Below are 23,493 nucleotides of genomic sequence, written 5' to 3'. Positions count from 1 at the left end.
GGAACGGCGGAACACGCGTTCTTTCCGCGCCGTGGAGAGCGCTTCCGAACTTGGAAGGGCTCGTGCGCCGTCGGGCCGCGCAGATTGTGAAACTCCTCGACGCTTGGCTGCGCCTTGTCGCGGCCATGCGTCCGTCTTTGATGTGAGAATTTGAGCTGGCCCGCCGCAGGTGAGGGCCTTCGTCTGGCCGGCGGCCGAGCGCCGTCCAGGCCTGCCTGCGCGGCTACTAACGACACAAATGATCCTGCGATCGGGGAAGATCCTGCGACCTGGCTAAACTAGCGATCGATTTCTCCGAACACGATGTCGAGCGAGCCGATGATCGCGGCAACATCGGCGATCATATGGCCTCGGGACAGGAAATCCATCGCCTGCAGGTGGGCGAAGGAAGGTGCGCGGATCTTGCATCGGTAGGGAACGTTGCCCCCGTCCGACACGAGGTAGACGCCGAATTCACCCTTCGGCGCCTCGACGGCGGCATAGACTTCACCGCTCGGCACGCGAATGCCTTCGGTATAAAGTTTGAAGTGGTGGATCGTCGCTTCCATCGAGCGCTTCATCGTGGCACGCGGCGGCGGCGTGATCTTGTGGTTCGGAATCGCGACCGGTCCCTGGCCTTCGGGTGAGCGCAACTTTTCCAGGCATTGCCGCATGATCCGGACCGACTGGCGCATTTCCTCCATGCGTACGAGATAGCGGTCGTAGCAGTCGCCATGCTTGCCGACCGGAATATCGAAATCCATCTCCGAATAGCATTCGTATGGCTGCGCCTTGCGCAGGTCCCAGGACGCGCCCGATCCGCGTACCATCACCCCGGAAAAGCCCCAGGCCCAGGCATCATCGAGGCCGATCACCCCGACATCGACATTGCGCTGCTTGAAGATGCGGTTCTCGGTCAACAGCTCTTCGAGATTGTGGCAGACCTTGAGGAACGGATCGCAGAACTTCCAGATGTCGTCGAGGAGTTCCGGCGGCAGATCCTGATGCACGCCGCCGACCCTGAAATAATTCGCGTGCATGCGGGCGCCGGACGCGCGCTCATAAAAGACCATCAGCTTCTCGCGCTCGGCGAAACCCCAGAGCGGCGGCGTCAACGCGCCGATGTCCATGGCTTGCGTGGTGACGTTGAGGAGGTGCGATAACAGCCGGCCTATTTCGCAGAAAAGCACGCGGATGAGCTGTCCGCGTTTCGTAACCGATATTTGGAGGAGCTTCTCGGCGGCGAGACAGAATGCATGCTCCTGGTTCATCGGCGCGACGTAGTCGAGCCGGTCGAAATAGGGCAAGGCCTGCAGGTAGTTCTTGTACTCGATGAGCTTTTCGGTGCCGCGATGCAGCAGGCCGATGTGGGGATCGGCGCGTTCCACGATCTCGCCGTCGAGTTCGAGCACCAGCCGCAGGACGCCGTGAGCGGAGGGATGTTGTGGCCCGAAATTGATGGTGAAGTTGCGAACTGCAGCCTCGGCCATGACAGTCCTCCGCGATCGGGCGGCCTTCGTTTCCGTGCCGGAGCCGGCTTGTCCGCTTTCAGCCGCTCACGTCGTCGTCTGGATGATCAGCGTCAGCGTGCCGTCGCCGTCGATATTGGCCGCCACGACCTGCGTGGAATTAAGCCCGTTCGCCGCCAGCGCCGATGCCGCCTGCGGCGATGCGTCGATCGAACTTTGCAGGATGCGCAAATCCTCGGCGCTGGTCTGCGTGACGACGGCCTCCGCCTGTGCCTTGATGTCAGGAGGCAGATCCTCCATCGCCACGATTGTCACTGCGGTGAAATTCTGGGCGGAGAAGGCTTGGTCAGGTGTAGCCTGGTCGGGAGTGGTCCCTTCGGGGGTGGCTTGCTCCGGCAGGGTTTGCGGGGCCGTCGGCGGGACAGGGGCAAGCTCTGGTCCCACGGATTGCGCATAGACCGGCGAGGCAAGGGCCAGTGCCGAAAGTGTGGCAATTGTCGTCGATAGGCGCATGGCCGTTCCTTCCGTTTGCTCAGCGGACGATCAATTCGGTGACGACAAAACCATCGTGTCGAAATATGGTTCCGTGACCGAGGTGATGTCTTGCCGAAAGCCGTGATTGTCGCGGAAAGCAGGGCGCGAAATCCGGCGTTGCCTGTCTCAGGCAGCGGTGTGGCTGCGATCGGGCTGCGGCCAGCGCTGCAACGCCTCACGGCCCTGAGCGGTCAGTTCGTAGATCCCGCGATCGGTGCGTGCGAACCAGCGATACACATTGTGCAGCAGGATCTTAGGCGCGTTCGGCAGGTTGGGCTTCAAGTCACGCGGCCGCTTTGGGCCGTCGGCGAGGGCTGCGGCGCATGCCAGCGCCTGCTGGCGATAAGCGGTCATGATCGGCGCACGCGAGCCGCCGCCGGCGACAGGATCGCCCTGCCGACGCCGATGTTCGTCAATTAGCTTCGAGCGGCGCCGGGGATCGCGACGCGGAGCCAATGCCGTCGGGCTGAGCAGCACCTGAACCTCGCCGTTCGGTCGCACGCCAAGCAGGCCAAAGCCGAGCCGACGGCAGAGATTGCGGTATCTCACATCGCTCTCACGGCCCTTGCCACGGGCCGACATGCATGCCGCTAGCCAGACCTCGTCGCTCGCCGCCATACGGTCGATGCCCTGGAGGATGAGCTCGAGATTGAACTTCAGCTTCAGCTCGCAGATGACGACGATCGGTGGAGAGTCGGCACTCAGCGCCAGCAGATCGCAGCCGCCGATCTCGCCCTTGACTATAAATCCCAGGCCTTCGAGGAAGGCCTTGACCGGGCTGTAGAGTGACGTTTCGAGCATGGGCCTTTGTCGGCTGCGAATCATCCCGCCGATCGGCGGTTCAGCGCGATGATCGCTCCTTGCCGTTGAACAGGAGGTAAACGACGGCCGAGCAAGTGGTCAGAGCCGTGCCATGGCCGCTTGCCAATTTGGTATGCTGGTATAATGTGTACCTAAGGTAGCATGCTCCGCGTAGCTGCGCTGTGCTGGACATCCGGGCGCCCGAGACATCGTCCATGGCATCGTCATTTGAGCGGCGGCTCCCCCTGGGTTCTCTAATCCGCCAACCGGCGGCAATGTGCATACAAGTCAATGGGATGACGATCGGCAGGGCCGTCGTTGGAATTCAGGAGTAACGGACACATGACAACGATTGCGCTGTTTGGTGCGGGCGGCAAAATGGGTTACCGTCTGTCGACCAATTTTCGCGGATCTCCCTATACGATACGCCATGTCGAGGTCAGCGACGCCGGCCGCGAGCGGCTTAAGTCGGGCCTCGGCATCGATGCCGTCAGCGCCGATGTGGCGCTTGATGGCGCCGATGTGGTGATCCTGGCGGTGCCGGACACGCACATCGGCAAGGTCGCGGCGAGTATCGAGAGCAAGCTTGCATCAGGCACGATGATCGTCGTGCTCGACGCTGCGGCACCTTTCGCCGGGCATTTGCCGAAGCGGCCGGACCTGACCTATTTCGTCACCCACCCGTGCCATCCGCCGATCTTCAACGACGAGACCGACATGGCGGCCAAGAAGGATTATTTCGGCGGCGTCAAGGCCAAGCAGCACATGGTCAGCGCCTTGATGCAGGGACCGGAGGAAGATTTCGCCAAGGGTGAGGCGATCGCAAAAATCATCTGGGCGCCGGTCATGCGCTCCCATCGCGTCACTGTCGATCAGATGGCCCTGCTCGAGCCCGGCCTTTCGGAAACGGTATGCGCTTCGCTGCTCGTCATCATGAAAGAGGCGGTCGACGAGGTGGTGGCGCGCGGGGTCGACAAGCAGGCGGCGCTCGACTTCCTGCTTGGTCATATGAACGTGCTTGGCGCCGTCATCTTCGGCGAGACCAAAGGCGTGTTCTCCGACGCCTGCAACAAGGCGATAGAGTTCGGCAAGCCGGTGCTGATGCGCGATGACTGGAAGCGGGTGTTCGAGCCGGAGGAGATTGCCGCGAGCATTCAGCGCATCACTTGAGGGCAGCGACGCGTTCTCCCCGGAACATGTCACCTGAAATTGTCATTGACTCATTATACCAGTTGGCTTAGCTGTTCGATGGATCGGACAGTCAAGCTTCGCAGCAGGATCAGGCGCTGGATGAATGGAGGATAGGGGGGAGCGATCCGTCGAGGTGAAGCCGGCCAAGGGCTTGTGAATCTGACGCGACCCGCCGCCTACGGCCGGCTAACGAAATCGAATGCATATAGCCTTGGGACAAGGCACGGATTTTCAACGGGAGGAATACATGAAACTGACACGCAGAATGACGCTTGCGGCTTTTGCCGGCATGCTGGCGCTTGGCACCGCCGCACCCGCCTATGCGGCGGATTTGATCGCCATCATCACGCCCTCGCATGACAATCCGTTCTTCAAGGCGGAAGCTGTCGGCGCGGAGGCCAAGGCCAAGGAACTCGGTTACGAGGCGTTGGTGCTCGTCCATGACGACGACGCCAACAAGCAGTCCGAATTGATCGACACGGCGATCGGCCGCGGCGCCAAGGCGATCATCCTCGACAATGCCGGCGCCGACGCCACCGTCGCCGCGGTGCAGAAGGCCAAGGACGCGGGCGTTCCTTCCTTCCTGATCGATCGCGAGATCAATGCCACCGGCGTTGCCGTCGCGCAGATCGTCTCCAACAATTATCAGGGCGCCCAGCTCGGCGCACAGGAATTCGTCAAGCTGATGGGCGAGAAGGGTAATTTCGTCGAGCTCGTCGGCAAGGAATCCGACACCAATGCCGGCATCCGCTCCAAGGGTTACCACGACGTCATCGACGACTATCCGGACCTGAAGATGGTGGCGCAGCAGTCGGCCAATTGGAGCCAGACCGAGGCCTATTCAAAGATGGAATCGATCCTCCAGGCCAATCCCGATATCAAGGGCGTGATCTCCGGCAACGACACAATGGCGATGGGCGCTTACGCGGCACTTGCCGCTGCCGGCCGCAAAGACGTCATCGTCGTCGGCTTCGACGGGTCGAACGACGTGCGCGACTCGATCACCTCCGGCGGCATCAAGGCGACAGTCCTGCAGCCGGCCTTCGCGCAGGCGCAGATGGCGGTCGAGCAGGCCAACGACTTCATCAAAAACAAGAAGTCTCCCGCCGAAGAAAAGCAGCTGATGGACTGCGTCCTGGTCAATGGCGACAATGCCGCCAAGCTGGAGACATTCGCGCTCACCAACTGAGCCGGTGTAACATCAGCAGCAAGGGACGAGCCTCCGGTTCGTCCCTTGCTTCCATTTCGCCCTTTCTTCCATTTCTTTGGGTGCTCCTGACTGCCATGCCGAACGAGCCGACATGTTCAACAAGCTGACCCGGCCGATCCTTGTCGCGTCGTTCCTTGCAGCTATAGTCAGCCTGACCGCCTGCAAGATCCTGCCGACGCCGTCAGCGGAAAACGGCGGCACTGGCTCCGCATTCAATCCCGACAAGATGGTCGAGGACATCTGGGCGGCGAAAGTCATACCCTATCTGCAGCAGAAGGCCGGGCCGTTTGCCGAGGTTCACACCTTGGCCAAGACCGATCCCGCCGCTGCCGGCGCCAAATACGGCAACCCGAAGAAGCAGGCGAATTCGCCATGGACCTTCGCGGTTCGGCTCGAGGGCAAGGTCGTTGCAGCCAATACACAGTCACGCGCGGCGACGATGGACATCGATGCTGACGGCGACGGCAAGGCGGACGCGCGGGTGCAGATCGGACCCGCCATGCGCGGAACCGCGCTGCGCGACAGCCTCGACTTCATCCAGTTCAACGATTTCACCAACCAGATCGACTTCGCCCAGTTCGGCAAGGCTTTCAACGCCTATGCCGACAAGACCGTGCTTTCCAAGCTGCCGCGCGAGGCACTCGAGGGCCGCAGCGTCGAGGTACTTGGCGCCTATACGCCGGGCAGTGGCCAGGACCTGCCGCTGGTGACGCCGGCGGAGGCAAAGATCGGGCCGAAGCCATGACCGGCGATCAAGATGTCATCCTGAAGCTGGAGGACGTCTCGAAAGTCTATTCCGGCACCGTCGCGGTCAAGCGGGCGAATTTCGAGGTGCGCAAAGGCGCGGTCAACGTGCTGGTCGGCGAAAACGGAGCCGGCAAATCGACGCTGATGAAGATCATCGCCGGCGTCGAGCAACCGACGCTCGGGCGCATCCTTCTGGACGGCGAGGAGGTTTCATTCTCGTCTTCCGGTGATGCCGTGAGCCGCGGCATCGGCATGGTTTTCCAGGAGCTGAATCTGTTCGGCAATCTGACTGTCGCCGAAAATATTTTCGCCACCCGCGAGATCACCAACCGCTTCCGCAAGATCGACCGCAAGGAGCAGGAGCGCCGCGCGGCGGAGTTCCTTGAACGCCTGGAAGCCGGCATCCAGCCCGACATGCTGGTCGAGGATCTGCGCATCGGCCAGCAGCAGCTGGTCGAGATCGCCAAGGCGGTTTCGCTCGATGCGCGCATCCTGATCATGGATGAACCGACCTCGGCGCTCAGCGCGGCGGAAGTCGAGATACTGTTCAAGGTGATTGCCGACCTCAAGGCACGCGGCGTGGCAGTCGTCTACATCTCGCACCGGCTCGAGGAGCTGATCCGCATCGGCGACACCATCACGGTGCTGCGCGACGGCCGCATCACCGGCCAGGCGGAGATGAAAGACGTCGACACCCAGTGGATCGTGCGGCAGATGATCGGCTCGGACGCCAAGGACTTCGCCAAGGCCGACGGCCATGTGCCGGGCGAGGAAATATTCCGCGCCGAGGACATCTGCCTGCCGCGCGTCACCGGCGGGCTTGCGGTCGATCACGTCTCGCTGTCGCTGCGCGCCGGCGAAATTCTCGGCATCTATGGCCTGATGGGCGCCGGACGCAGCGAGCTGTTCGACTGCATCATGGGCCGCCACGGCCATTCGACGGGCACGATATTCATTGCCGGCAAAAAAGTGCACGAGCGCGACACGACGCGGCGCATCCGGCGCGGCCTGGCGCTGATTCCCGAAGACCGCCAGCGCGAAGGGCTGGTGTCGATCCTCTCCGTCGCCAGCAATCTGACGCTGGCCAGCCTGTCGCGGTTCGTGCGCCTGTTCCACATTCGTGGTGCCGCCGAACGACAGGCGGTGACCCAGACGGTGCGCGAACTGGCCATCAAGGTCGCCGATCCGGCGCAGGAAGTCTCGTCGCTGTCAGGCGGCAACCAGCAGAAGGTGGTGATCGGCAAGGCGCTGCTCACCGGCCCGAAGGTGCTGTTGATGGACGAGCCCAGCCGCGGCATCGACGTCGGCGCCAAGGCCGACGTGTTCCGCACCATGCGCAAGCTGTCGCGCGACGGCCTGGGGATTCTGTTTGCCACCTCCGATCTCGACGAAGTGATGGCGTTGTCCGACCGTATCGCAGTGATGAGCAATGGAAAATTGACCGGCATGTTCGATCGCGCAGAGGCGACGGAGGCCGCGCTCGTCGCTGCCTCGGCCTTCGGCCACGGACCGGTCCCGCACGGAGAGCAAGGCGCATGACTGACATCCCAGCCAAGGCGGCGGTCGACTCCATGTCGGGCGGCTCGGTCCTGCTGACGCTGATGAAGGCGAGGACGTTCATCGCGCTGATCGCCGTGCTGTTATTCTTCTCGATAGCCGCCCCCAATTTCCTATCGGCCGCCAATCTTATCCTGATGTCGAAGCACGTGGCGCTGAACGCATTCCTCGCAATGGGCATGACCTTCGTCATCATCACCGGCGGCATCGACCTGTCGGTCGGCTCAATCGTCGGCCTGTGCGGCATGGTGGCCGGCTACCTCGTGCTCAACGGCATCGACCTGCAGGTCGGCTACACCATCTATTTCAACGTCTTCGAGATCGCGCTGATCACGCTTGCCGTCGGCATATTGATCGGCGCCGTCAACGGCTTGCTGATCACCAGGCTTAATGTTGCGCCTTTCATTGCCACGCTCGGCGTGCTCTATGTCGCACGCGGCCTGGCGCTGCTGTCGTCGGACGGCCGTACTTTCCCCAATCTCGTCGGCAAGCCGGAGCTCGGCACCACCGGATTCGGCTTTCTCGGCGCCGGCCGGTTGCTCGGCCTGCCGGTCGCGCTCTGGATTCTGCTCGTTGTTGCGGTAGGGGCGGCCTATCTCGCCAAATACACCCCGCTCGGCCGCCACATCTTCGCCGTCGGCGGCAATGAGCGGGCGGCGCGGATTTCAGGCGTCCGCGTCAACATGGTGAAGATGTTCGTCTACATGTTCTCCGGCTTCTGCGCGGCGATCGTCGGGCTGATCATCTCGTCCGAACTGATGGCCTCGCATCCGGCGACCGGAGAGAGCTTCGAGCTCAACGCCATTGCCGCGGCAGTGCTCGGCGGCACCTCGATGTCGGGCGGACGCGGTACCATCGGCGGTACCATTGTCGGCGCCTTCGTAATCGGCATCCTTTCCGACGGGCTGGTGATGATGGGAGTGAGCTCGTTCTGGCAGATGGTGATCAAGGGCCTCGTCATCATCGTCGCCGTCGTCGTCGATCAGGCACAGCGCCGGCTGCAGAGCCGTGTCACGCTGATGCAGATGGCAAAGGCCGGCTGACATGGCGGAGCTGCGGGGAGCGCTGATCGGCTGCGGCTTCTTCGCCGTCAACCAAATGCATGCCTGGCGCGACATAGAGGGCGCCTCGATCGCCGCCATCTGCGACCGCAATCCGGACCGGTTGAGGGTCGTCGGTGACCAGTTCGGGGTCGCGCGGCGCTATACCGATGCGGCCGCGCTGTTTGCCGGCGAAAGGCTGGATTTCGTCGACATCGCCACCACCGCACCAAGCCACAGAATGCTCGTGGAGATGGCAGCGCAGCACGGCGTTCCGGCAATCTGCCAAAAACCGTTTGCGCCGACGCTTGCCGATGCCAAGGCGATGGTAAAGGCCTGTGCTGACGCCGGCGTGCCGCTGATGGTGCATGAGAATTTTCGCTGGCAGTCGCCGATCCAGGCGGTGCGTACCATGCTCGACAGCGGCGAAATCGGCACCCCCTTTTTCGGACGGATCTCGTTCCGCTCTGCCTATGACGTGTTTTCCGGCCAGCCTTATCTGTCGACGGGAAAGCGCTTCATCATCGAGGATCTGGGTATCCACATCCTCGACATCGCCCGCTTCCTGCTGGGCGACGTCTCGACCGTCACTGCGCGAACGGCGCGCATCAATCCCGGCATTGCCGGCGAGGACGTTGCGACGATGCTGTTGGACCACACGAGCGGCGCCACTTCCGTGGTCGACTGCAGCTACGCGAGCAAGCTTGCTACCGAGCCGTTTCCGGAGACGCTGATCGAGATCGACGGCAGCGACGGCACGATCCGGCTGGCGCAGGGCTACCGGCTCACCGTCACCGGCAGGAGCGGGACAGCCGTGAGCAACGTCTCGCCACCGCTGCTGGCCTGGGCATCACGGCCGTGGCACAACATCCAGGAAAGCGTCGTCGCCATTCAAAAGCACTGGGTCGATTGCCTGACCAACGGAGCCGAGCCCGCGACCTCGGGCGCGGACAACCTCAAGACATTAGCGCTGGTCGAGGCAGCCTATGCCGGCGCCGCAAGCCGGGAGCCGGTGCAACTCGACGCCTTGCTGAAATGACAGCCGACGCCTTCCTCCTCTACGGTACACGTGCAGTTGAAGCCGAACCGGTCAGGCTGCGCGCCGGCGCGCTGACGGCGGACTTCGTCAACGGCAATCTGCGCAGCATCCGCCACGGCGGCACCGAAGTTCTGCGTGCCATCGCCTACATCGTCAGGGATCGCGACTGGGGCACCTACGAGCCGACACTGGCCGACCTTACCATCGAGCAGGATGCCGAGGCTTTTTCCGTCAGCTATTCGGCAAGTTGCCAAGCACCGGACGGCAGCCGGCTCGACTTCCGTGCGACCATCAAGGGCTCGGCCGATGGCCAGCTGATCTTCGACGTGAGCGCTCTTCCCGACAACGATTTCGAGACCAATCGCTGCGGCTTCTGCATCCTGCATCCGATTGCCGGCCTGGCCGGCAGCCCGGTCACGGTCGAGCATACCGATGGCAGCGTGGTCGCGATGCGGCTTCCAGAGCTGATCGATGCCTGGCAGCCTTTCAAGGATCTGCGGGCGATCACCCATGAGGTCCGGCCGGGCGTCACCGCCGAATGCCGTATGCAAGGCGATACTTTCGAGATGGAGGACCAGCGCAACTGGTCGGATGCCTCCTACAAGACCTATGTTCGGCCGCTGGCGCTGCCGTGGCCCTATGTGCTGCCCGCCGGCAAGACCTTCCGTCAGACCATCAGCTTGCGGATAGAGGGTCGCGGGAAAGTGCCGGCGGCTGCGGCAACCGTCGAACCAATTCGCGTCACGCTCGGCAAGGCCGGACCGGGGCTGCCGGATATCGGCGTGATCGTCTATCCGGATGAGGTCGAGGCGGCGCTGGGCAAGCTACCGATGCTGTGCGAGCTTGGTCCGCAGCAATTGATGTTCCACTTCGACCCGACGCGCGGCCATGGGCTCGACGCCTTGCGATCCTACGCCCGGCTGGCCGCCGCCTATCCGGTCCGGACAACGCTCGAATGTGTCATTGCCGGCGACGGCGATCTCGACGCCGAGCTTTCAGGCGTCGCCGACAGGGTGCGCCAGGCCGGGCTCAAGCTTTCGGCGATTGCCGTCTCGCCCTCGGTCGACCGGCAGTCGACGCCGCCGGGCAGCGCATGGCCGCAATGCCCGCCGCTCGAAGACGTCTACGCCGCGACGCGGCGCGCCTTTCCCGACAGCCGCCTCGGCGGCGGCATGTTCAGCTATTTCACCGAACTCAATCGCAAGCGTGTGCCGGCCGACCCGCTCGATTTCGTCACGCATTGCACCTGCCCGATCGTGCACGCCGCCGACGATCTCAGCGTCATGCAATCGCTGGAGGCATTGCCTTTCATCACGGCGTCAGTACGAACGATCTTCGGAACAATACCTTATCGGATCGGGCCGTCGACCATTGCCATGCGCCAGAACCCTTATGGCGGCGCGACCAAGGCCAATCCCGACAATCAGCGCATTGCCATGGCCGACCGCGACCCTCGCCATGCCGGGCTGTTCGGGGCCGCATGGACGATCGGCTATGCCGCGCGCGTTGCGCCGGCCGGGCTCGAAATGCTGACGCTCTGCAGCTTCACCGGACCATTCGGCGTGCTGGCTTCGTCGGGCGAACCTGTCAAAGAAGGTACACCCCGGCCGATTTTCCACGCAGTGAAAGGACTTTGCGATCTGGCCGGCCATGCGCATGTGGTGGCGGCGACAACGACCGATGAGACGCGGGTGCTGGCACTGGCCGGCCGCTCCCAGACAGGCAGGATCATCGTCTGGCTGGCGAACCTTACCCCGGCCGACCTTCCAGTCGATGTTTCCGGGCTCGGTTCCGATCAGGATTTTCTGAATATCTGGGATGGACGAACGTCACGCCAGATTCAGCGCGACGCGTCGGGCCGAGACCGTCTTGTGATGACGCCCTACGCAATCGTCCGGATTGGCTGAAGTCACGCCGGGGTTCATGAATCGCCGCAGTTCCGCAGCGGTTGCCCGTAGCCGCAGTACTTCCGCTGCCGACTTGTCACCGGACTTGCTTTCGAAACTCGCCTGGTGCCATTCCAGTTGTCTTGGAAAAAAGACGGCTGAACGAAGCGACGTCCTGATATCCCACCCGACAGCAAATTTCTGAGACGCTCAGTTTCGTTTCCTCAAGCATGGACCTTGCCAACTCCAGCCGCCTTTCCTGGATCCATTTTCCCGGCGTTGTCTGGAGCTCGTCGAAAAACCTGCGAGACAGGGTTCGCGAAGACATCGCCAATTCGGTTGCAAGAAATTTCAAATCGATTTCTGACATCTTGTCTTTCGAGAGCTCGCGCAGCTTTTTCTCGAATGGGCTGGCGTCGTTCGAAATTTTGTCGAGAGGAAATTCGTAGGGACTCTGGAATTTGCGCGGCGGAGGAAGAACCAAAAGTTTTCGAATGATCCGCTCTTCCTTCTCGAAGCCCAGATCGATCAGCAAAGCCCTGGCGAGTTCGAGTCCGGAAAACCCGCCTCCACATGTGTAAAGGCGGTCCTGGCGAATGAGCAGGCGGGAAGCGTCCCATCGCACTTGCGGAAACCGGCGGCTTGCCTCGGCTTTCAGCCACCAGGATATCGTTGCGCGTTTACCGTCCAATAATCCCGAATTGGCGAGCAGATAACACGCGCCGCAATGTGCTGCGATGATTGCGTCCTGCTGTTGCGCGAGCGCGATCAGCGGTTTTGAATGTTCACACTCCTCGTCGAGCGAGCGCAGAAGCTCCGGAATCTCGACACCCGGCATCGCAATGAGAATCAGGACATCCATTTTCCGGGATGATTGAGCCTTCGTCGGGAAGGAAATTCCTGTGCTTGATGTCGACGGCGCGCCCCTTGAAACGAACTCACAGGAGAGAACCTGTGACCGGCAGACGTCATTCACAAGCTGAAACATTTCCACGAGCGTCGAGACGACGGCCGAATAGAAATTCGACGGCAGCCAGATCACGACGTGGAGGCTCCTGTCAGCCATTGCGGTTCTCCCGGTGTCGTTCTCGCCGAGCGGCAAATCTAGCATAGTCTTTGCAAGAATTGCCAATTCAAGAAGAAGCCAGGCGCCTCCAAGACGGGCCTATGCGGGCCTGCTGACGAAAGCGGGCGGCGGAAATCCACGGCTGGGAAGATGCAAATGCTGAAATCGCTGAATGAAAACAACGCGGCACATACACCGGATTCAGACGGCAACATAAAACTGCGTCGGTCCGGGCTCAGGCTGATCTGTGGTCAGCCAGTAGGCCGAGAACAAGGTTCGACCGCGACGCCGGTCGGGACCTGCACTTGATTTTCAGTTGCCGGAATTCATCACGTAGAGCGCGCGCGAGCGTTCGAGGTGCTTGATCATCGCCTTCTCGGCGCCATCCGCATCCTTGGCTTCGATGTGTCCGACGATCTCTTCGTGCTCGGACAGCGTGAACTTTTCCTTGCCGGTCCAGATCAGCATTTCGGTGTGGTATTCCTTTAGCCAGCCTAGCATTGCCTCGCTGACGGCGACATAGATCGGGTTACCGGATATTGCCGCGATCTGTGTGTGGAATTTCATGTCGGCGGATATGAAGGCTTCCGAATTGCCACGATGGCTGCGCTGCTCGGCGACCGTTTCCCGCAGCCGCTGCACGTCCTCGGCGGTTGCCTTCTCCGCGGCTTCCCTGACCATGCCGCGCTCGAAGAAGATGCGCGCGTTCTTGAGGTGCTCGAGCGTGTCCTTCGATGACGACAGGATGATCTTGGCTGCGCCGTCGACCTGCTTGATGATCGACTTGGCGGTGAGCTGCAGCACCTTGGCACGCTCACCATGCGAGATCGCGACCAGCCCCATATTGCTCAACGCCTGCATCGCCTCGCGGATCGCCGGCCTGCCGACCTCGAAACGCTCCATCAATTCGCGCTCCGACGGCATGTCGTCACCCGGCAGCAATTCGCCGCTGGTGATCAGGCGCTTCAGTCTCAAGAATACTTCGTCGGAAAGCTTGCGCCGGACGATCGGCTCCGAACGGTTCATCGTCGCGAATCACTCCTTTAACCGGCCTATACCTAGCATTTCCGCCGTGAATTCCGGAACGCCAGTTGCGGGCTCGCCCTTACCGCCAAGCCGGATAGGGCTTGCAATGCTTATGTACTCATTATACCAGATTCGAGGGCCAAGGAACCTTTTTCGAAACCTCCCCGGCAGGCCGCGCGAATATGATTGTTCTTACCTATCGCATCGAAACGCCCGGCAATATCGAGGCGCTGGCGGCCAAGATTGCAAGCGACCAGTCGACCGGAACCTTCGTCGCGCTGGCCGGCGAGACCGAAGAGCTCAAGGCCAGGGTCGCAGCGCGAGTCCTGGCGATACGGCATCTGCCGGACGCGGACCGGCCGTCCCTTCCCGAAACCGGTTCCGGAGCAAGCCCCGAAGCACGCAACGGCCCGGTCAAGCGCGCCGACATCGATATCGCCTTTCCGCTGGACGCCATCGGCACCGACCTGTCGGCGCTGATGACCATCGCCATCGGCGGCACCTTTTCGATCAAGGGCCTGTCCGGCATCCGTGTCGTCGACATGAAGCTACCCGAGGAGTACCGGGGCGCGCATCCGGGCCCGCAATTCGGCGTCACAGGCAGCCGCAGGCTGACCGGTGTCGCGGATCGTCCGATCATCGGGACCATCGTCAAGCCGGCGCTGGGACTCCGCCCGTACGAGACGGCCGCAATGGTGCAAGAGCTGATTGCCGCCGGCGTCGACTTCATCAAGGACGACGAGAAGCTGATGAGCCCGGCCTATTCACCGCTGTCGGAGCGGGTGAGGGCAATCATGCCGCTGATCCTCGACCACGAGCAGAAGACCGGCAAGAAGGTCATGTATGCCTTCGGCATTTCACATGCCGATCCCGACGAGATGATGCGAAACCACGATCTGGTGGCAAAGGCCGGCGGCAATTGCGCGGTGGTCAACATCAATTCGATCGGCTTTGGTGGCATGGCTTACCTCCGAAAGCGCTCCAGCCTGGTGCTCCATGCCCACCGCAATGGCTGGGACATTCTCACCCGCCATCCCGGCCTCGGCATGGATTTCAAGGTCTGGCAGCAGTTCTGGCGGTTGCTCGGCGTCGACCAGTTCCAGATCAACGGCATCGCCTCAAAATACTGGGAACCCGACTGGTCCTTCGTCGAATCCTTCAAGGCGGTGACCACGCCGATCTTTTCGCCGGCCGATTGCGCATTGCCGGTCGCCGGCTCCGGCCAGTGGGGCGGGCAGGCGCCTGAAACCTTCCAGCGAACCGGCCGGACGGTCGATCTTCTCTATCTCTGCGGCGGTGGCATCGTCAGCCACCCGGACGGGCCGGGCGCCGGCGTGCGCGCCGTGCAGCAGGCCTGGCAGGCGGCGGTCCAAGACATTCCGTTGGCGGATTATGCCTTGAGCCATGTCGAGCTGGCGCGGTCGATCGAGAAGTTCGGCGGCGGCGAGGCGGCCTGACGCCATGCAAAACCTGCTTCTGAGTTACTATGGCGACGATCTGACCGGCTCGACCGACGTTATGGAGGCGCTCGAGCTCGGCGGCGTGCCGACCGTCCTGTTCATGCGCCAGCCGGACGAGGCGCTGCTTTCGCAATTTGCGCATTGCCGCGCTCTCGGGCTGGCCGGCACCAGCCGCAGCGAGACGCCGCAGTGGATGGACACGCATCTGCGAGATGCCTTCGCCTGGCTGAAGACCCTCAACGCCGAGATCTGCCACTACAAGGTCTGCTCGACCTTCGATTCCAGCCCGGCAATCGGCAGCATCGGCCGGGCGATCGAAATCGGCCGCTCGGTTTTCCGGCAAGACGGCGTGCCGGTGGTGGTCGGCGCGCCGCAGCTGAAGCGCTACACCGCCTTCGGTCATCTGTTCGCGGCCTATCGCGAAAAATATTTCCGCATCGACCGCCATCCCGTGATGAGCCGCCATCCGACCACGCCGATGGACGAATCCGACCTGCTGATCCATCTGTCGCGCCAGACCAGCCTCGCCTCGGGCCTGGTCGACCTGGCGACGCTGCAGTCCGCGTCGCGGTCGAAAGCATTCGACCGGCTTGTGGAGAATGGCTCAGGTATCGTGCTTGTCGATGTCGATAGCCTGGAAACCCAGGCACTTGCCGGCAAGGAGATTTGGCGCGCTCGCAAGCCGGGCGGTTATTTCGTCGTCGGCTCTTCAGGCATCGAATATGCCTTGCTGGTCGAATGGGCATCGAACCGGATCGTGGATGCCAAATCCGCCTTTTCGCCGCCGGGCGCTGCCGACAGGATCGCCGTGGTCTCGGGGAGCTGCTCGCCGACGACGGAACGACAGATCCGTCATGCTCTGGCCGACGGCTTCGACGGGATCGAGCTCGATCCGGTCGAACTGGTTTCTGAGGCTTCGAACGACGCGATTGCGCGCGCGGTGGCAACCGGCCGCTCCAGGCTACGGGCCGGGCGCAGCGTCATCCTCTACACCGCGCTCGGACCTGCGGCCGACCGCGGTGCAGAAATCGATCTCCGGGAAGGCGCCCGCCATAAGCTCGGCCGCGGCCTTGGCGAGGTTCTCCGCGAACTGACGCTTCAAGAGAAGCTACTGCGCGTGGTCATCGCCGGCGGCGACACGTCGAGCCATGCACTTGGCCAGATGGGCGTCGACGCGCTGACTGTGCGAATGCCGCTGCCGGCATCGCCGGGCTCGCCACTTTGTGTGGCGCATTCAAGCATTAAGGCGATCGATGGGCTGGAAATTGCCCTCAAGGGCGGGCAGGTCGGAACCGACCGCTATTTCTCCACTATTCGCGATGGGGTCGGCGGTTGAGAGCGGGGAATGTCAGGTCAAATCGGTGATGCTCGATCGGGATCGAGGATAGTCACTAGCCGGCAAACCAGAAATCTCAGGCGTTCAGATCAGCGGCAATGCCACTCATCCCGCTATCTGCCCATTGTCCTGCCTGGATGATACTGACGGGCGTAGGCGACACAGGCGTCTACCGTGCTGACACAGAGCGCATCGCGGTTGTTCGGCAGGTTGTTGTCGCCGGCGTAGGCAACCTCGGCAACATGACCGTCAACCATTCGAATTTGCGTGTTGCAATAGCCGCCGGGGGCGACGTTGACGGAACCTCCCAGCGCCGGGACGGGGCCAATGGCCACGGTCGGAACGACAATGTTGAGATTGCCGCGTTGAACGACGCGCTGATAGGTCCAGATCTGGCCGGATTTGCCGACATCGGCAGTGGCGGTCGGAAAGCCGGCGCACATTCGAACGTCCGCCTCGCTAAGGCCGACCATCTCCCTGCGGGCTGCCGCCGCCGTGGCGTCTTCCTTCGCAGTGCTCGACGTGTCGTCGGGCATGACGCAGGAAGACAGGATAGGGGCGCTTGCCGATAGAAGGAGAAAGGCAAGCTTTCGGGTGTGGAAAGATGTCATACCAACTTCGGATTGCACGGGAGCCCCGAATGCCAACCTAGGAAGTGGGCCAATCGAGTCAACCGGCAGAAAATTCACGAAGTCGTTTGGTCCGCCATTCCGCCGCACGCATCTGCTGGAAGAGGTTAAGGCTGCCGCCGTGACCCTCGCGCCCTATCTTCCGCCCTGGGCATCGGATTTCCAAATCCGACCCCTCTTCTTGTCAGATGTACTGGCGCACGGTGCTGTGACTTTGGTTCGGCCGACGGTGTGCTAGTTTCCAGCCAATTGCTCCGGAGACGTCATGCCTATCAAGCTGCAAGAAATCGCCCTCGCTCTTCTGCTGTTGGTTGCCGGAGTTGGGGTGGGTCACGCGGAGACGGCCCAGCGGCCGCCGCCCACAGGCGGGGTTCTCTCGCTCCTGCCACCGCCGCAGACTTCCGATCATTCGATTCTCATAGCCGGACGCACGCTCGATTACGAGGCCAAGGCCGGCACGCTGTCATTGCCGTCCGGCAAAGGCGATATCACCGCCGAGATTTTCTACGTCGCCTATGCACTGCATTCCGGGAAAGAAACGGGACCGGATCCGCGGCGCCCGATCACCTTCGTGTTCAATGGCGGTCCGGGAGCAGCTTCCGCTTATCTTCATCTCGGCGCGCTCGGTCCGCGGGTCCTGGCGACGGCGGCCGATGGAAGTTTCCTGCCGCCGCCGCAGAGGCTGTTCGACAACCCCGACACTTGGCTCGACATGACCGACTTGGTCTTTGTGGACCCTGTCGGAACCGGTTACAGCCGTGAAGCGCCCGGCACGGAAGTACACAGCTTCTGGGGCATCAGCCAGGACGCCGCGTCGATAGGCGCGTTTATCCGACTCTATCTGGCGCAGACGAACCGTACGGCATCGCCTGTCTTCCTGGCTGGCGAAAGCTATGGCGGCTTTCGAGCAGCATTGCTCGCCAGGAAGCTTCAGGAAGACATCGGCATCAGCCCGAGTGGCGTCGTGCTGATTTCGCCGGCGCTCGAATTCACGCTGGTGCGCCCGGACGAGTTCCAGCCGCTCCACTGGGCGCTGGAACTGCCGTCGCTGGCGGCAGTGCGCCTACACAGCGAAGGCGTTTCCGGCCCAGCCCTGCAGGAGCGGCTGGCGGAAGTCGAACGCTATGCGCTCGGCGATTATCTGTCCGCGCTGGCAGGTGGGCTGGAGCAGGGTGGACGCCTGGCGAGCCAGCGTGTCGCCGCAATCACCGGTCTGCCGCTCGATCTCGTCCAGCGGCACTTTGCACGCATTCCCATAGGGCTGTTCGCCAAGGAGTTTGCACGGGCAAAGGGCAATGTTCTCAGCGCCTATGACGGCAACATCGCGACAGCGGACGTGGCGCCAGAGAGCCTGGGAGTCGAGGGTCCCGATCCGGTGCTCGACCGAAGCGTGCCGGCGCTCACCTCCGCTTTCGTCGGCTATGTTCGTGATGAATTGAACTTCCGCACGGATATCAGCTATCGGCTTCTCAACCGTGAAGTCAGCGGCAATTGGGACTATGGGACGAGCGCGACGCGTCAGGGCTATGCGGGTGTCATGGACGACCTTCAACAGGCGCGCGTGCTAAACCCCAGCCTCGGCGTGCTGATCGTCAATGGCTACAGCGACCTGGTGACGCCGTATATGGGCTCGCGCTACCTGCTTGGTCAAATTCCTTCGCTTGCCGGCGCAAAGCCCATTCGCACCGAGGTGCTGGAGGGCGGGCACATGATGTATCTGAGGCCGGATGGACGGGCGGCACTGAAGCAGGCCGCGTCCGAGCTTTACCGAACGACGCAATGAGACGGTTTGCCCAAAAAAGCGCCGGATACGCTGTTCGCCCTCTCATCAGGCCCTAGTTCCATCGCGATTGATCGGTTACACACCTAGGATGGCGTCTTTCAGCGACGTTCGACAACGGATTAGCCGGCTCTCCAGAATCGCGCCACTGGTGCGGCGTGCTGCCGAGCGGGCCATTCGGAACACCAAGCCACACAGGCTGACAAGCCTTGTTGACCGTTGGAATGCGCTGTCGCTGGCAACGCAGTTCCTGCTCGCGGGCGGCCTATTTTCCCTGTCAGCCATGGTGGTGGTGGGGATTTCCGTCACGAACCATATAGAAACCGTGGTCACGCAGAATTCGGCATCCGCAACGGCTCTTTACGTGGACAGCGTTATCGCGCCGCTGCTTCCGGATATGCGCAAGAGCGAAGTGCTCGACGAGAGCGTCGCCCATGCGCTCGATGAAACGCTGGGACAAGGGGCACTCGGCACAAGGCTCGAATCCTTCAAGCTCTGGCGTCGCGACGGAACCATCCTGTATTCGACCGACAAGACATTGATCGGCAAGCGCTTCGAACCCAGCGACAATCTCCGGGCGGCATTCGCAGGCCAAATGGTCTCGGAGTTCGACAAGCTCGACGATCCGGACAGCGAGGCCGAAAGAGCCAGCGGCTTGCATCTCCTCGAGATCTACAATCCGGTGCTGCAGCCATGGTCGGGGGAAGTGGTGGCCGTTTCGGAATTCTACGAGGTCGCCACTGATTTTGAAAGAAACCTGCATCAGGCGCTCATTCGAACCTGGCTGGACGTTGCCGTCGTCACAGCGGCCTTCTTTCTCGGGCTGTCGGCAATCGTGTTCCGTGGCAGCCGCATGATCAGTTCGCAGAGCCGCTCGTTGAAGCAGCGCATTGCCGAGCTTTCCGATCTGCTTGCGCAAAACAGACTGTTGAGGCTGCGGGTGCAGCGTGCCTCGCAGCGTGCCACCGCACTTAACGAACGCTATCTCAGGCGCATCGGTGCGGACTTGCACGATGGCCCCGCGCAATTGGTTGCTCTCGCGGCGCTGGGGATCGACAGCCCCGTCATTGCCGATCCCGCTACGCCGCAATCGAAGCGTGCACAGGAATTGCTGGCCATCAAAGCACATCTGGACGATGCCATGCGCGAGATCAGGAGCATCAGCAAGGGCCTTGTCCTGCCGCATATCGAGCATGCCGAACTGGGTGAAATTCTCCAGCTAGCCGTACGGGCGCACGAAGAACGAACCGGCGTCAAAGTGAGATTATCGATGACCGGCGGCCATGCGCCGTTGTCGCCGGCGGCCAAGATCTGCATCTTCCGCTTCGTCCAGGAGGCGCTGAACAATGGATTCCGTCATGCCGGAGGTGAAGGTCAGTCGGTCGAGAAACATTTCGACGGCGAGCGCGTTTGTATCGAAGTGGCCGACGCCGGCGCTGGCTTTGACCCGCAAATCGTGCGTCCCGAGAGGCTGGGACTCATTGGGCTGCGCGAGCGGGTGGAAAGCCTCGGGGGCCAGTTTACCGTGACTTCCTCACAGAGTGGCACAGTCGTAAGAATGGCCCTCAACATCGTTGAAATGGGGCAGACATGACAGTAGCCATCAAGCTCGCCATCGTCGACGACCACCCGCTGTTCAGGGAAGGCGTTGTGCGCACGCTCGATCAGATCGGCGGGTTCGAGATCGTCGGTGAAGGAAGCAGCAGAGACGATGCCCTGCGGATAATCGAAGACCAGCGGCCCGACATTCTGCTGATGGACATCTCGGTTCCTGGAGGTGGCCTTGGCGTGATCGGACCGGCCCTTGAGCGGCATCCGGCACTGAAAATTGTGATGCTGACCGTTTCGGAAGAAAACCAGCACGTGATGACCGCGTTGCAGAGCGGGGCAAGGGGCTATGTTCTGAAGGGGGTCGGGTCGAGGACGTTGGCTGCGATCCTGCGCACGGTAGCGTCGGGCGAACGATATGTCTGTCCACAATTGTCGGCGCGCCTGTTGGCCGATCTCTCGGCTCAATCAAAAGAGCCGGCGAAAGCTGACGGACTTGCCGACCTCACCAGCCGCGAAAGGGAGATCCTGACGCTGGTTGCCGCGGGACTGAGCAACAAGCGGATCGGGCTTCGGCTGAACCTGCATGAAAAGACGATAAAGCACCACATGACGCGAATCCTGGCCAAGCTCAACGTCAGCAACAGGACCGAAGCCGCCATGACCTTGCGCGATGCGACTGAGCGCCGGCATCCGCCTGTTCGCGATCATGCTTGAGCCGAAATTGCCGCACAGCGCGGCCATGTGAACTGGCCCTCAGTTGATCATTCCAAGCAACCTGTCCCGATCGGAACGCGTCGCCAGGCGCCGAATGATGGTGCGGCCCTCGGCATCCCGCATTTCATATTGGTCGCTGTCGATGCGCTCGCTGAGGCCGTTCGAATGCACCACGCCAATGCTCGGGCCGCTCACCTCGACCCGGTCTCCTGTGGATGCGTTGACAAAGAGTTTTGGCTTGCTATCGGGGTTTACCGCAGGGGCGGGATCAGGGAGATTGTCGTCCTGCGACTTTGCTTTGCCCTTGCCGGCACCAGCGTTCGAGTTCGAATTGCCGGAGTTTCCACCCGAATTGCCCGAATTGCCGTTCCCATTCCCGTTCCCGTTCCCGCCATTGCCGTTGCCGTTCCCGCCATCTTTGGCCCAGGCAGCCTGCGGGCCGAGCGGCTGCGATGATCCATCGAACACGACGCGATAGGGGCTTACGACGAGAATGAAGGTCAAGACGACTACAGAAATGCCGACACGACGTCCTCGTGAAGATCCGGTCCTTCGTTTCCGGGTCGTCATCAATGAACTTGCCAGTCGCATGTCGGAACTCCCCTTAATCATACGGCTCTGTCGTACTGCCTCCTGTTCGAATTCGTGTGATGCTTAAAACAATGGTTTGCGTCCGGAACGTCAAGGCCCACCAGTCCCACGATGGTAACTGGTGGGTCTCGCTAGCGCAGGAAGGGACTATTTACTGCGCAAGCCTTTTGCCTTCCCGTGGTTGCGTCTCTCCGCGATAGCGCCGAGTTCCCACTGTCAGCCAACAATAAATCCAATGGCCGCGATCCCGAAACACAGGCCAAATAACGGAAAAAGCAGCCAACGTGCCTGGTGAATGCTCGGGTCCATGGCGGCCTCCTGTAACAGTCGGCATCGCAACGGGGCTCCTCGGAACTCAGTTCCTGAAACTCTCGCATTTCGGGCTTTTGCGATAGCAGCCTCGGACCAAAGTTTGGCTGTGCGGGTCCTTGGTCGATAGGCCTACAGACTGAAGTCCCTATGCCAGGAGCCACCCTGCATTCGGCGACCTTTGTGTCCAACTGGCAGCTGCGATCCACCGCCCCCTTCGAATGCTTTGCGTTTCTGGCTCTATGGCAGCAACGCCGTTGGTCTACTGCCGCATCGTTGAAACGCCACCAATACAGACCCATATGCGAATTGCGCCGGATGTCTCCTCCCATTGCGTCCGGCGCGTTCCCCTCTGGAGGTTATAGACCTTCACACTTGGCCGGGCTTAACAGTCCGGCCTTTTCTTTTGGCATTTTGCGCAATCCGCCTGACGGCCCTAATTTGCGAGACACCGGTAAAATCGATTTGCAAATGCATTCATGTGCTCATAACCTGTCACCATGAGCACGATTTCCAAAGTTGCTACGCGAGCGGGCGTGTCGCGCACGACCGTGTCGCATGTCATCAACCATGCGGACCGGGTATCGAAATCGCTGCGTGAACGCGTACAAGCGGCGATCGACGAACTCGGCTACACGCCGAACCCGCAGGCGCAAAGCCTGCGCACCGGCCGCACCAACATCATCGCGATGCTGATCCCGGACATCCGCAACCCGTTCTATCCGGAGCTGGTGAAAACGGCGCAGTCGACGCTCGAAATGGTCGGCCTCGACATGCTGATCTTCAACACCGACGTGCCGGGCGGACATTCACAGGATCACGGCCGCGAGTATTTGCGCCAGATAGGGCGCAAGCGGGTCGACGGCGTCATCGTTGCCGACTTCGCGCTGCACGGCATGCACAGCGAACTGCTCAGCCTCGATCTGCCCGCCGTCTTCATCGGCCATCTGCCGAACCATGCTGTCGACAGCGTCCAGCTGGACGATTTCGGCGGCGGCTATCTGATGGGCGAGTATCTGGCGAAGAGGGGCCATCGCCGCGTCGCCCATGTCACCGGGCCAGCCTTTTTCAAGGAGGCGATGGCGCGTGCCGCCGGCTTCGAAAAAGGGCTCGCCGACAATGGCGTGCCAATCTCCGCCGATCTGCGGTTCGAGGGAAGCTATCTTGCCCCGTCAGGGCGGGAAGCGGTCACCTGGCTCAGGGAGAAGCACGGCGGAAACCTGCCGTCGGCGATGTTCTTCGCCAATTATCTGATGGCCTCCGGTGCGCTGACCGAATTCTACGACCATGGGATCAATATCCCTCAGGATATCGCCATCGCAGTCTTCGATGACCTGCCTCAACTGGAATATGTCAGGCCGAAGCTGACCCGTGTCGGCAACAGTCCGACAATGCTTGCCAAGCGCGCCACGCAAATGCTGCTCGAGCGGCTGGGTGGCAAAGTCGAGGGCGCGCCGCGCACCGAAGTGATCCCATGCGTGTTGAGCCCATTCGACAGCGCGTGACGCCAGATGCCGGCAAAGGGAACGGAGGTCCCTTCGCCAACGTTCGACCGAACAACATCCAAGGGAGGAATTG

Annotated in this window: 20 protein-coding genes; 13 read left to right on the top strand and 7 right to left on the bottom strand. The window is 61.8% G+C overall.

All coding sequences use genetic code 11. The features are described from left to right. Positions 1–278: 278 nt before the first annotated feature. From NKJ55_RS00210 to NKJ55_RS00200, 3 genes are all read right to left on the bottom strand, one after another. Positions 279–1,469, bottom strand: coding sequence for an NADH-quinone oxidoreductase subunit D (locus NKJ55_RS00210; protein ID WP_352448157.1), 1,191 nt, complete (start codon positions 1,467–1,469; stop codon positions 279–281). A gap of 66 nt (positions 1,470–1,535) precedes the next feature. Then, positions 1,536–1,961 (bottom strand): hypothetical protein, encoded by a 426-nt coding sequence (locus NKJ55_RS00205; RefSeq protein ID WP_352448156.1) that lies wholly within the window; start codon positions 1,959–1,961, stop codon positions 1,536–1,538. A gap of 147 nt (positions 1,962–2,108) precedes the next feature. Beyond that, the gene (locus NKJ55_RS00200) at positions 2,109–2,783 is read right to left on the bottom strand and encodes a DUF2161 domain-containing phosphodiesterase (RefSeq protein WP_352448155.1); all 675 of its coding nucleotides are present in this window, start codon (positions 2,781–2,783) and stop codon (positions 2,109–2,111) included. A gap of 342 nt (positions 2,784–3,125) precedes the next feature. Here NKJ55_RS00200 and NKJ55_RS00195 point away from each other — a divergent pair, with 342 nt between their 5' ends. From NKJ55_RS00195 to apnL, 7 genes are all read left to right on the top strand, one after another. Beyond that, on the top strand, positions 3,126–3,953 hold the full coding sequence (locus NKJ55_RS00195) for a phosphogluconate dehydrogenase C-terminal domain-containing protein (protein ID WP_352448154.1): 828 nt from the start codon (positions 3,126–3,128) through the stop codon (positions 3,951–3,953). A 268-nt stretch (positions 3,954–4,221) separates the two neighbouring features. After that, a complete protein-coding gene (locus NKJ55_RS00190; protein ID WP_023675475.1) occupies positions 4,222–5,163 on the top strand; it encodes a D-ribose ABC transporter substrate-binding protein in 942 nt (313 codons plus the stop codon). A 112-nt stretch (positions 5,164–5,275) separates the two neighbouring features. Further along, positions 5,276–5,929 (top strand): DUF2291 family protein, encoded by a 654-nt coding sequence (locus NKJ55_RS00185; protein WP_352448153.1) that lies wholly within the window; start codon positions 5,276–5,278, stop codon positions 5,927–5,929. Then, the gene (locus tag NKJ55_RS00180) at positions 5,926–7,470 is read left to right on the top strand and encodes a sugar ABC transporter ATP-binding protein (RefSeq protein WP_352448152.1); all 1,545 of its coding nucleotides are present in this window, start codon (positions 5,926–5,928) and stop codon (positions 7,468–7,470) included. Before NKJ55_RS00185 ends, NKJ55_RS00180 begins: the two co-directional genes overlap by 4 nt. Beyond that, positions 7,467–8,531 (top strand): ABC transporter permease, encoded by a 1,065-nt coding sequence (locus NKJ55_RS00175; RefSeq protein WP_352448151.1) that lies wholly within the window; start codon positions 7,467–7,469, stop codon positions 8,529–8,531. The genes NKJ55_RS00180 and NKJ55_RS00175 overlap by 4 nt, the downstream gene beginning before the upstream one ends. 1 nt (position 8,532) lies before the next feature. Beyond that, a complete protein-coding gene (locus tag NKJ55_RS00170) occupies positions 8,533–9,567 on the top strand; it encodes a Gfo/Idh/MocA family protein (RefSeq protein WP_352448150.1) in 1,035 nt (344 codons plus the stop codon). Next, positions 9,564–11,474: a D-apionate lactonase gene (gene apnL / locus NKJ55_RS00165; protein ID WP_352448149.1), complete on the top strand. Its 1,911-nt coding sequence runs from the start codon at positions 9,564–9,566 to the stop codon at positions 11,472–11,474. Before NKJ55_RS00170 ends, apnL begins: the two co-directional genes overlap by 4 nt. Positions 11,475–11,550: 76 nt before the next feature. On the opposite strand, the gene NKJ55_RS00160 is transcribed toward apnL, so the two are convergent. Both NKJ55_RS00160 and NKJ55_RS00155 read right to left on the bottom strand, forming a co-directional pair. After that, complete coding sequence (locus NKJ55_RS00160; RefSeq protein WP_352448148.1) at positions 11,551–12,519, bottom strand: GlxA family transcriptional regulator; 969 nt, start codon at positions 12,517–12,519, stop codon at positions 11,551–11,553. Between the two features lie 312 nt (positions 12,520–12,831). Further along, positions 12,832–13,545: a transcriptional regulator NanR gene (locus NKJ55_RS00155; RefSeq protein WP_352448147.1), complete on the bottom strand. Its 714-nt coding sequence runs from the start codon at positions 13,543–13,545 to the stop codon at positions 12,832–12,834. A 182-nt stretch (positions 13,546–13,727) separates the two neighbouring features. On the opposite strand from NKJ55_RS00155, the gene oiaX reads away from it, so the two are divergent. Next, on the top strand, positions 13,728–15,002 hold the full coding sequence (gene oiaX / locus NKJ55_RS00150) for a 3-oxo-isoapionate-4-phosphate decarboxylase OiaX (protein WP_352448146.1): 1,275 nt from the start codon (positions 13,728–13,730) through the stop codon (positions 15,000–15,002). A gap of 4 nt (positions 15,003–15,006) precedes the next feature. Beyond that, positions 15,007–16,341, top strand: coding sequence for a four-carbon acid sugar kinase family protein (locus tag NKJ55_RS00145; protein WP_352448145.1), 1,335 nt, complete (start codon positions 15,007–15,009; stop codon positions 16,339–16,341). A gap of 113 nt (positions 16,342–16,454) precedes the next feature. Here the strand turns inward: NKJ55_RS00145 and NKJ55_RS00140 are convergent, their stop codons facing one another. Then, positions 16,455–16,952: a hypothetical protein gene (locus NKJ55_RS00140; RefSeq protein ID WP_352448144.1), complete on the bottom strand. Its 498-nt coding sequence runs from the start codon at positions 16,950–16,952 to the stop codon at positions 16,455–16,457. Positions 16,953–17,235: 283 nt separating this feature from the next. Here NKJ55_RS00140 and NKJ55_RS00135 point away from each other — a divergent pair, with 283 nt between their 5' ends. The 3 genes from NKJ55_RS00135 (at position 17,236) to NKJ55_RS00125 (ending at position 21,015) form a co-directional block, all read left to right on the top strand. Continuing rightward, positions 17,236–18,753, top strand: coding sequence for a S10 family peptidase (locus tag NKJ55_RS00135; RefSeq protein WP_352448143.1), 1,518 nt, complete (start codon positions 17,236–17,238; stop codon positions 18,751–18,753). Between the two features lie 361 nt (positions 18,754–19,114). Continuing rightward, on the top strand, positions 19,115–20,344 hold the full coding sequence (locus tag NKJ55_RS00130) for a sensor histidine kinase (protein WP_352448142.1): 1,230 nt from the start codon (positions 19,115–19,117) through the stop codon (positions 20,342–20,344). Beyond that, entirely contained in the window at positions 20,341–21,015 is a 675-nt protein-coding gene (locus NKJ55_RS00125; protein WP_352448141.1) for a LuxR C-terminal-related transcriptional regulator, read from the top strand. The genes NKJ55_RS00130 and NKJ55_RS00125 overlap by 4 nt, the downstream gene beginning before the upstream one ends. A gap of 39 nt (positions 21,016–21,054) precedes the next feature. On the opposite strand, the gene NKJ55_RS00120 is transcribed toward NKJ55_RS00125, so the two are convergent. Continuing rightward, entirely contained in the window at positions 21,055–21,519 is a 465-nt protein-coding gene (locus NKJ55_RS00120; protein WP_352448140.1) for a hypothetical protein, read from the bottom strand. Between the two features lie 896 nt (positions 21,520–22,415). Here NKJ55_RS00120 and NKJ55_RS00115 point away from each other — a divergent pair. Continuing rightward, the gene (locus tag NKJ55_RS00115) at positions 22,416–23,420 is read left to right on the top strand and encodes a LacI family DNA-binding transcriptional regulator (protein ID WP_352448139.1); all 1,005 of its coding nucleotides are present in this window, start codon (positions 22,416–22,418) and stop codon (positions 23,418–23,420) included. The last annotated feature ends 73 nt before the right edge of the window (positions 23,421–23,493 follow it).

This window comes from Mesorhizobium sp. M0106, from assembly GCF_040322715.1.
Classification (GTDB): domain Bacteria; phylum Pseudomonadota; class Alphaproteobacteria; order Rhizobiales; family Rhizobiaceae; genus Mesorhizobium.
Note: the sequence above shows the minus strand (reverse complement) of the source record. Positions and strands in the feature narration are given on the sequence as shown.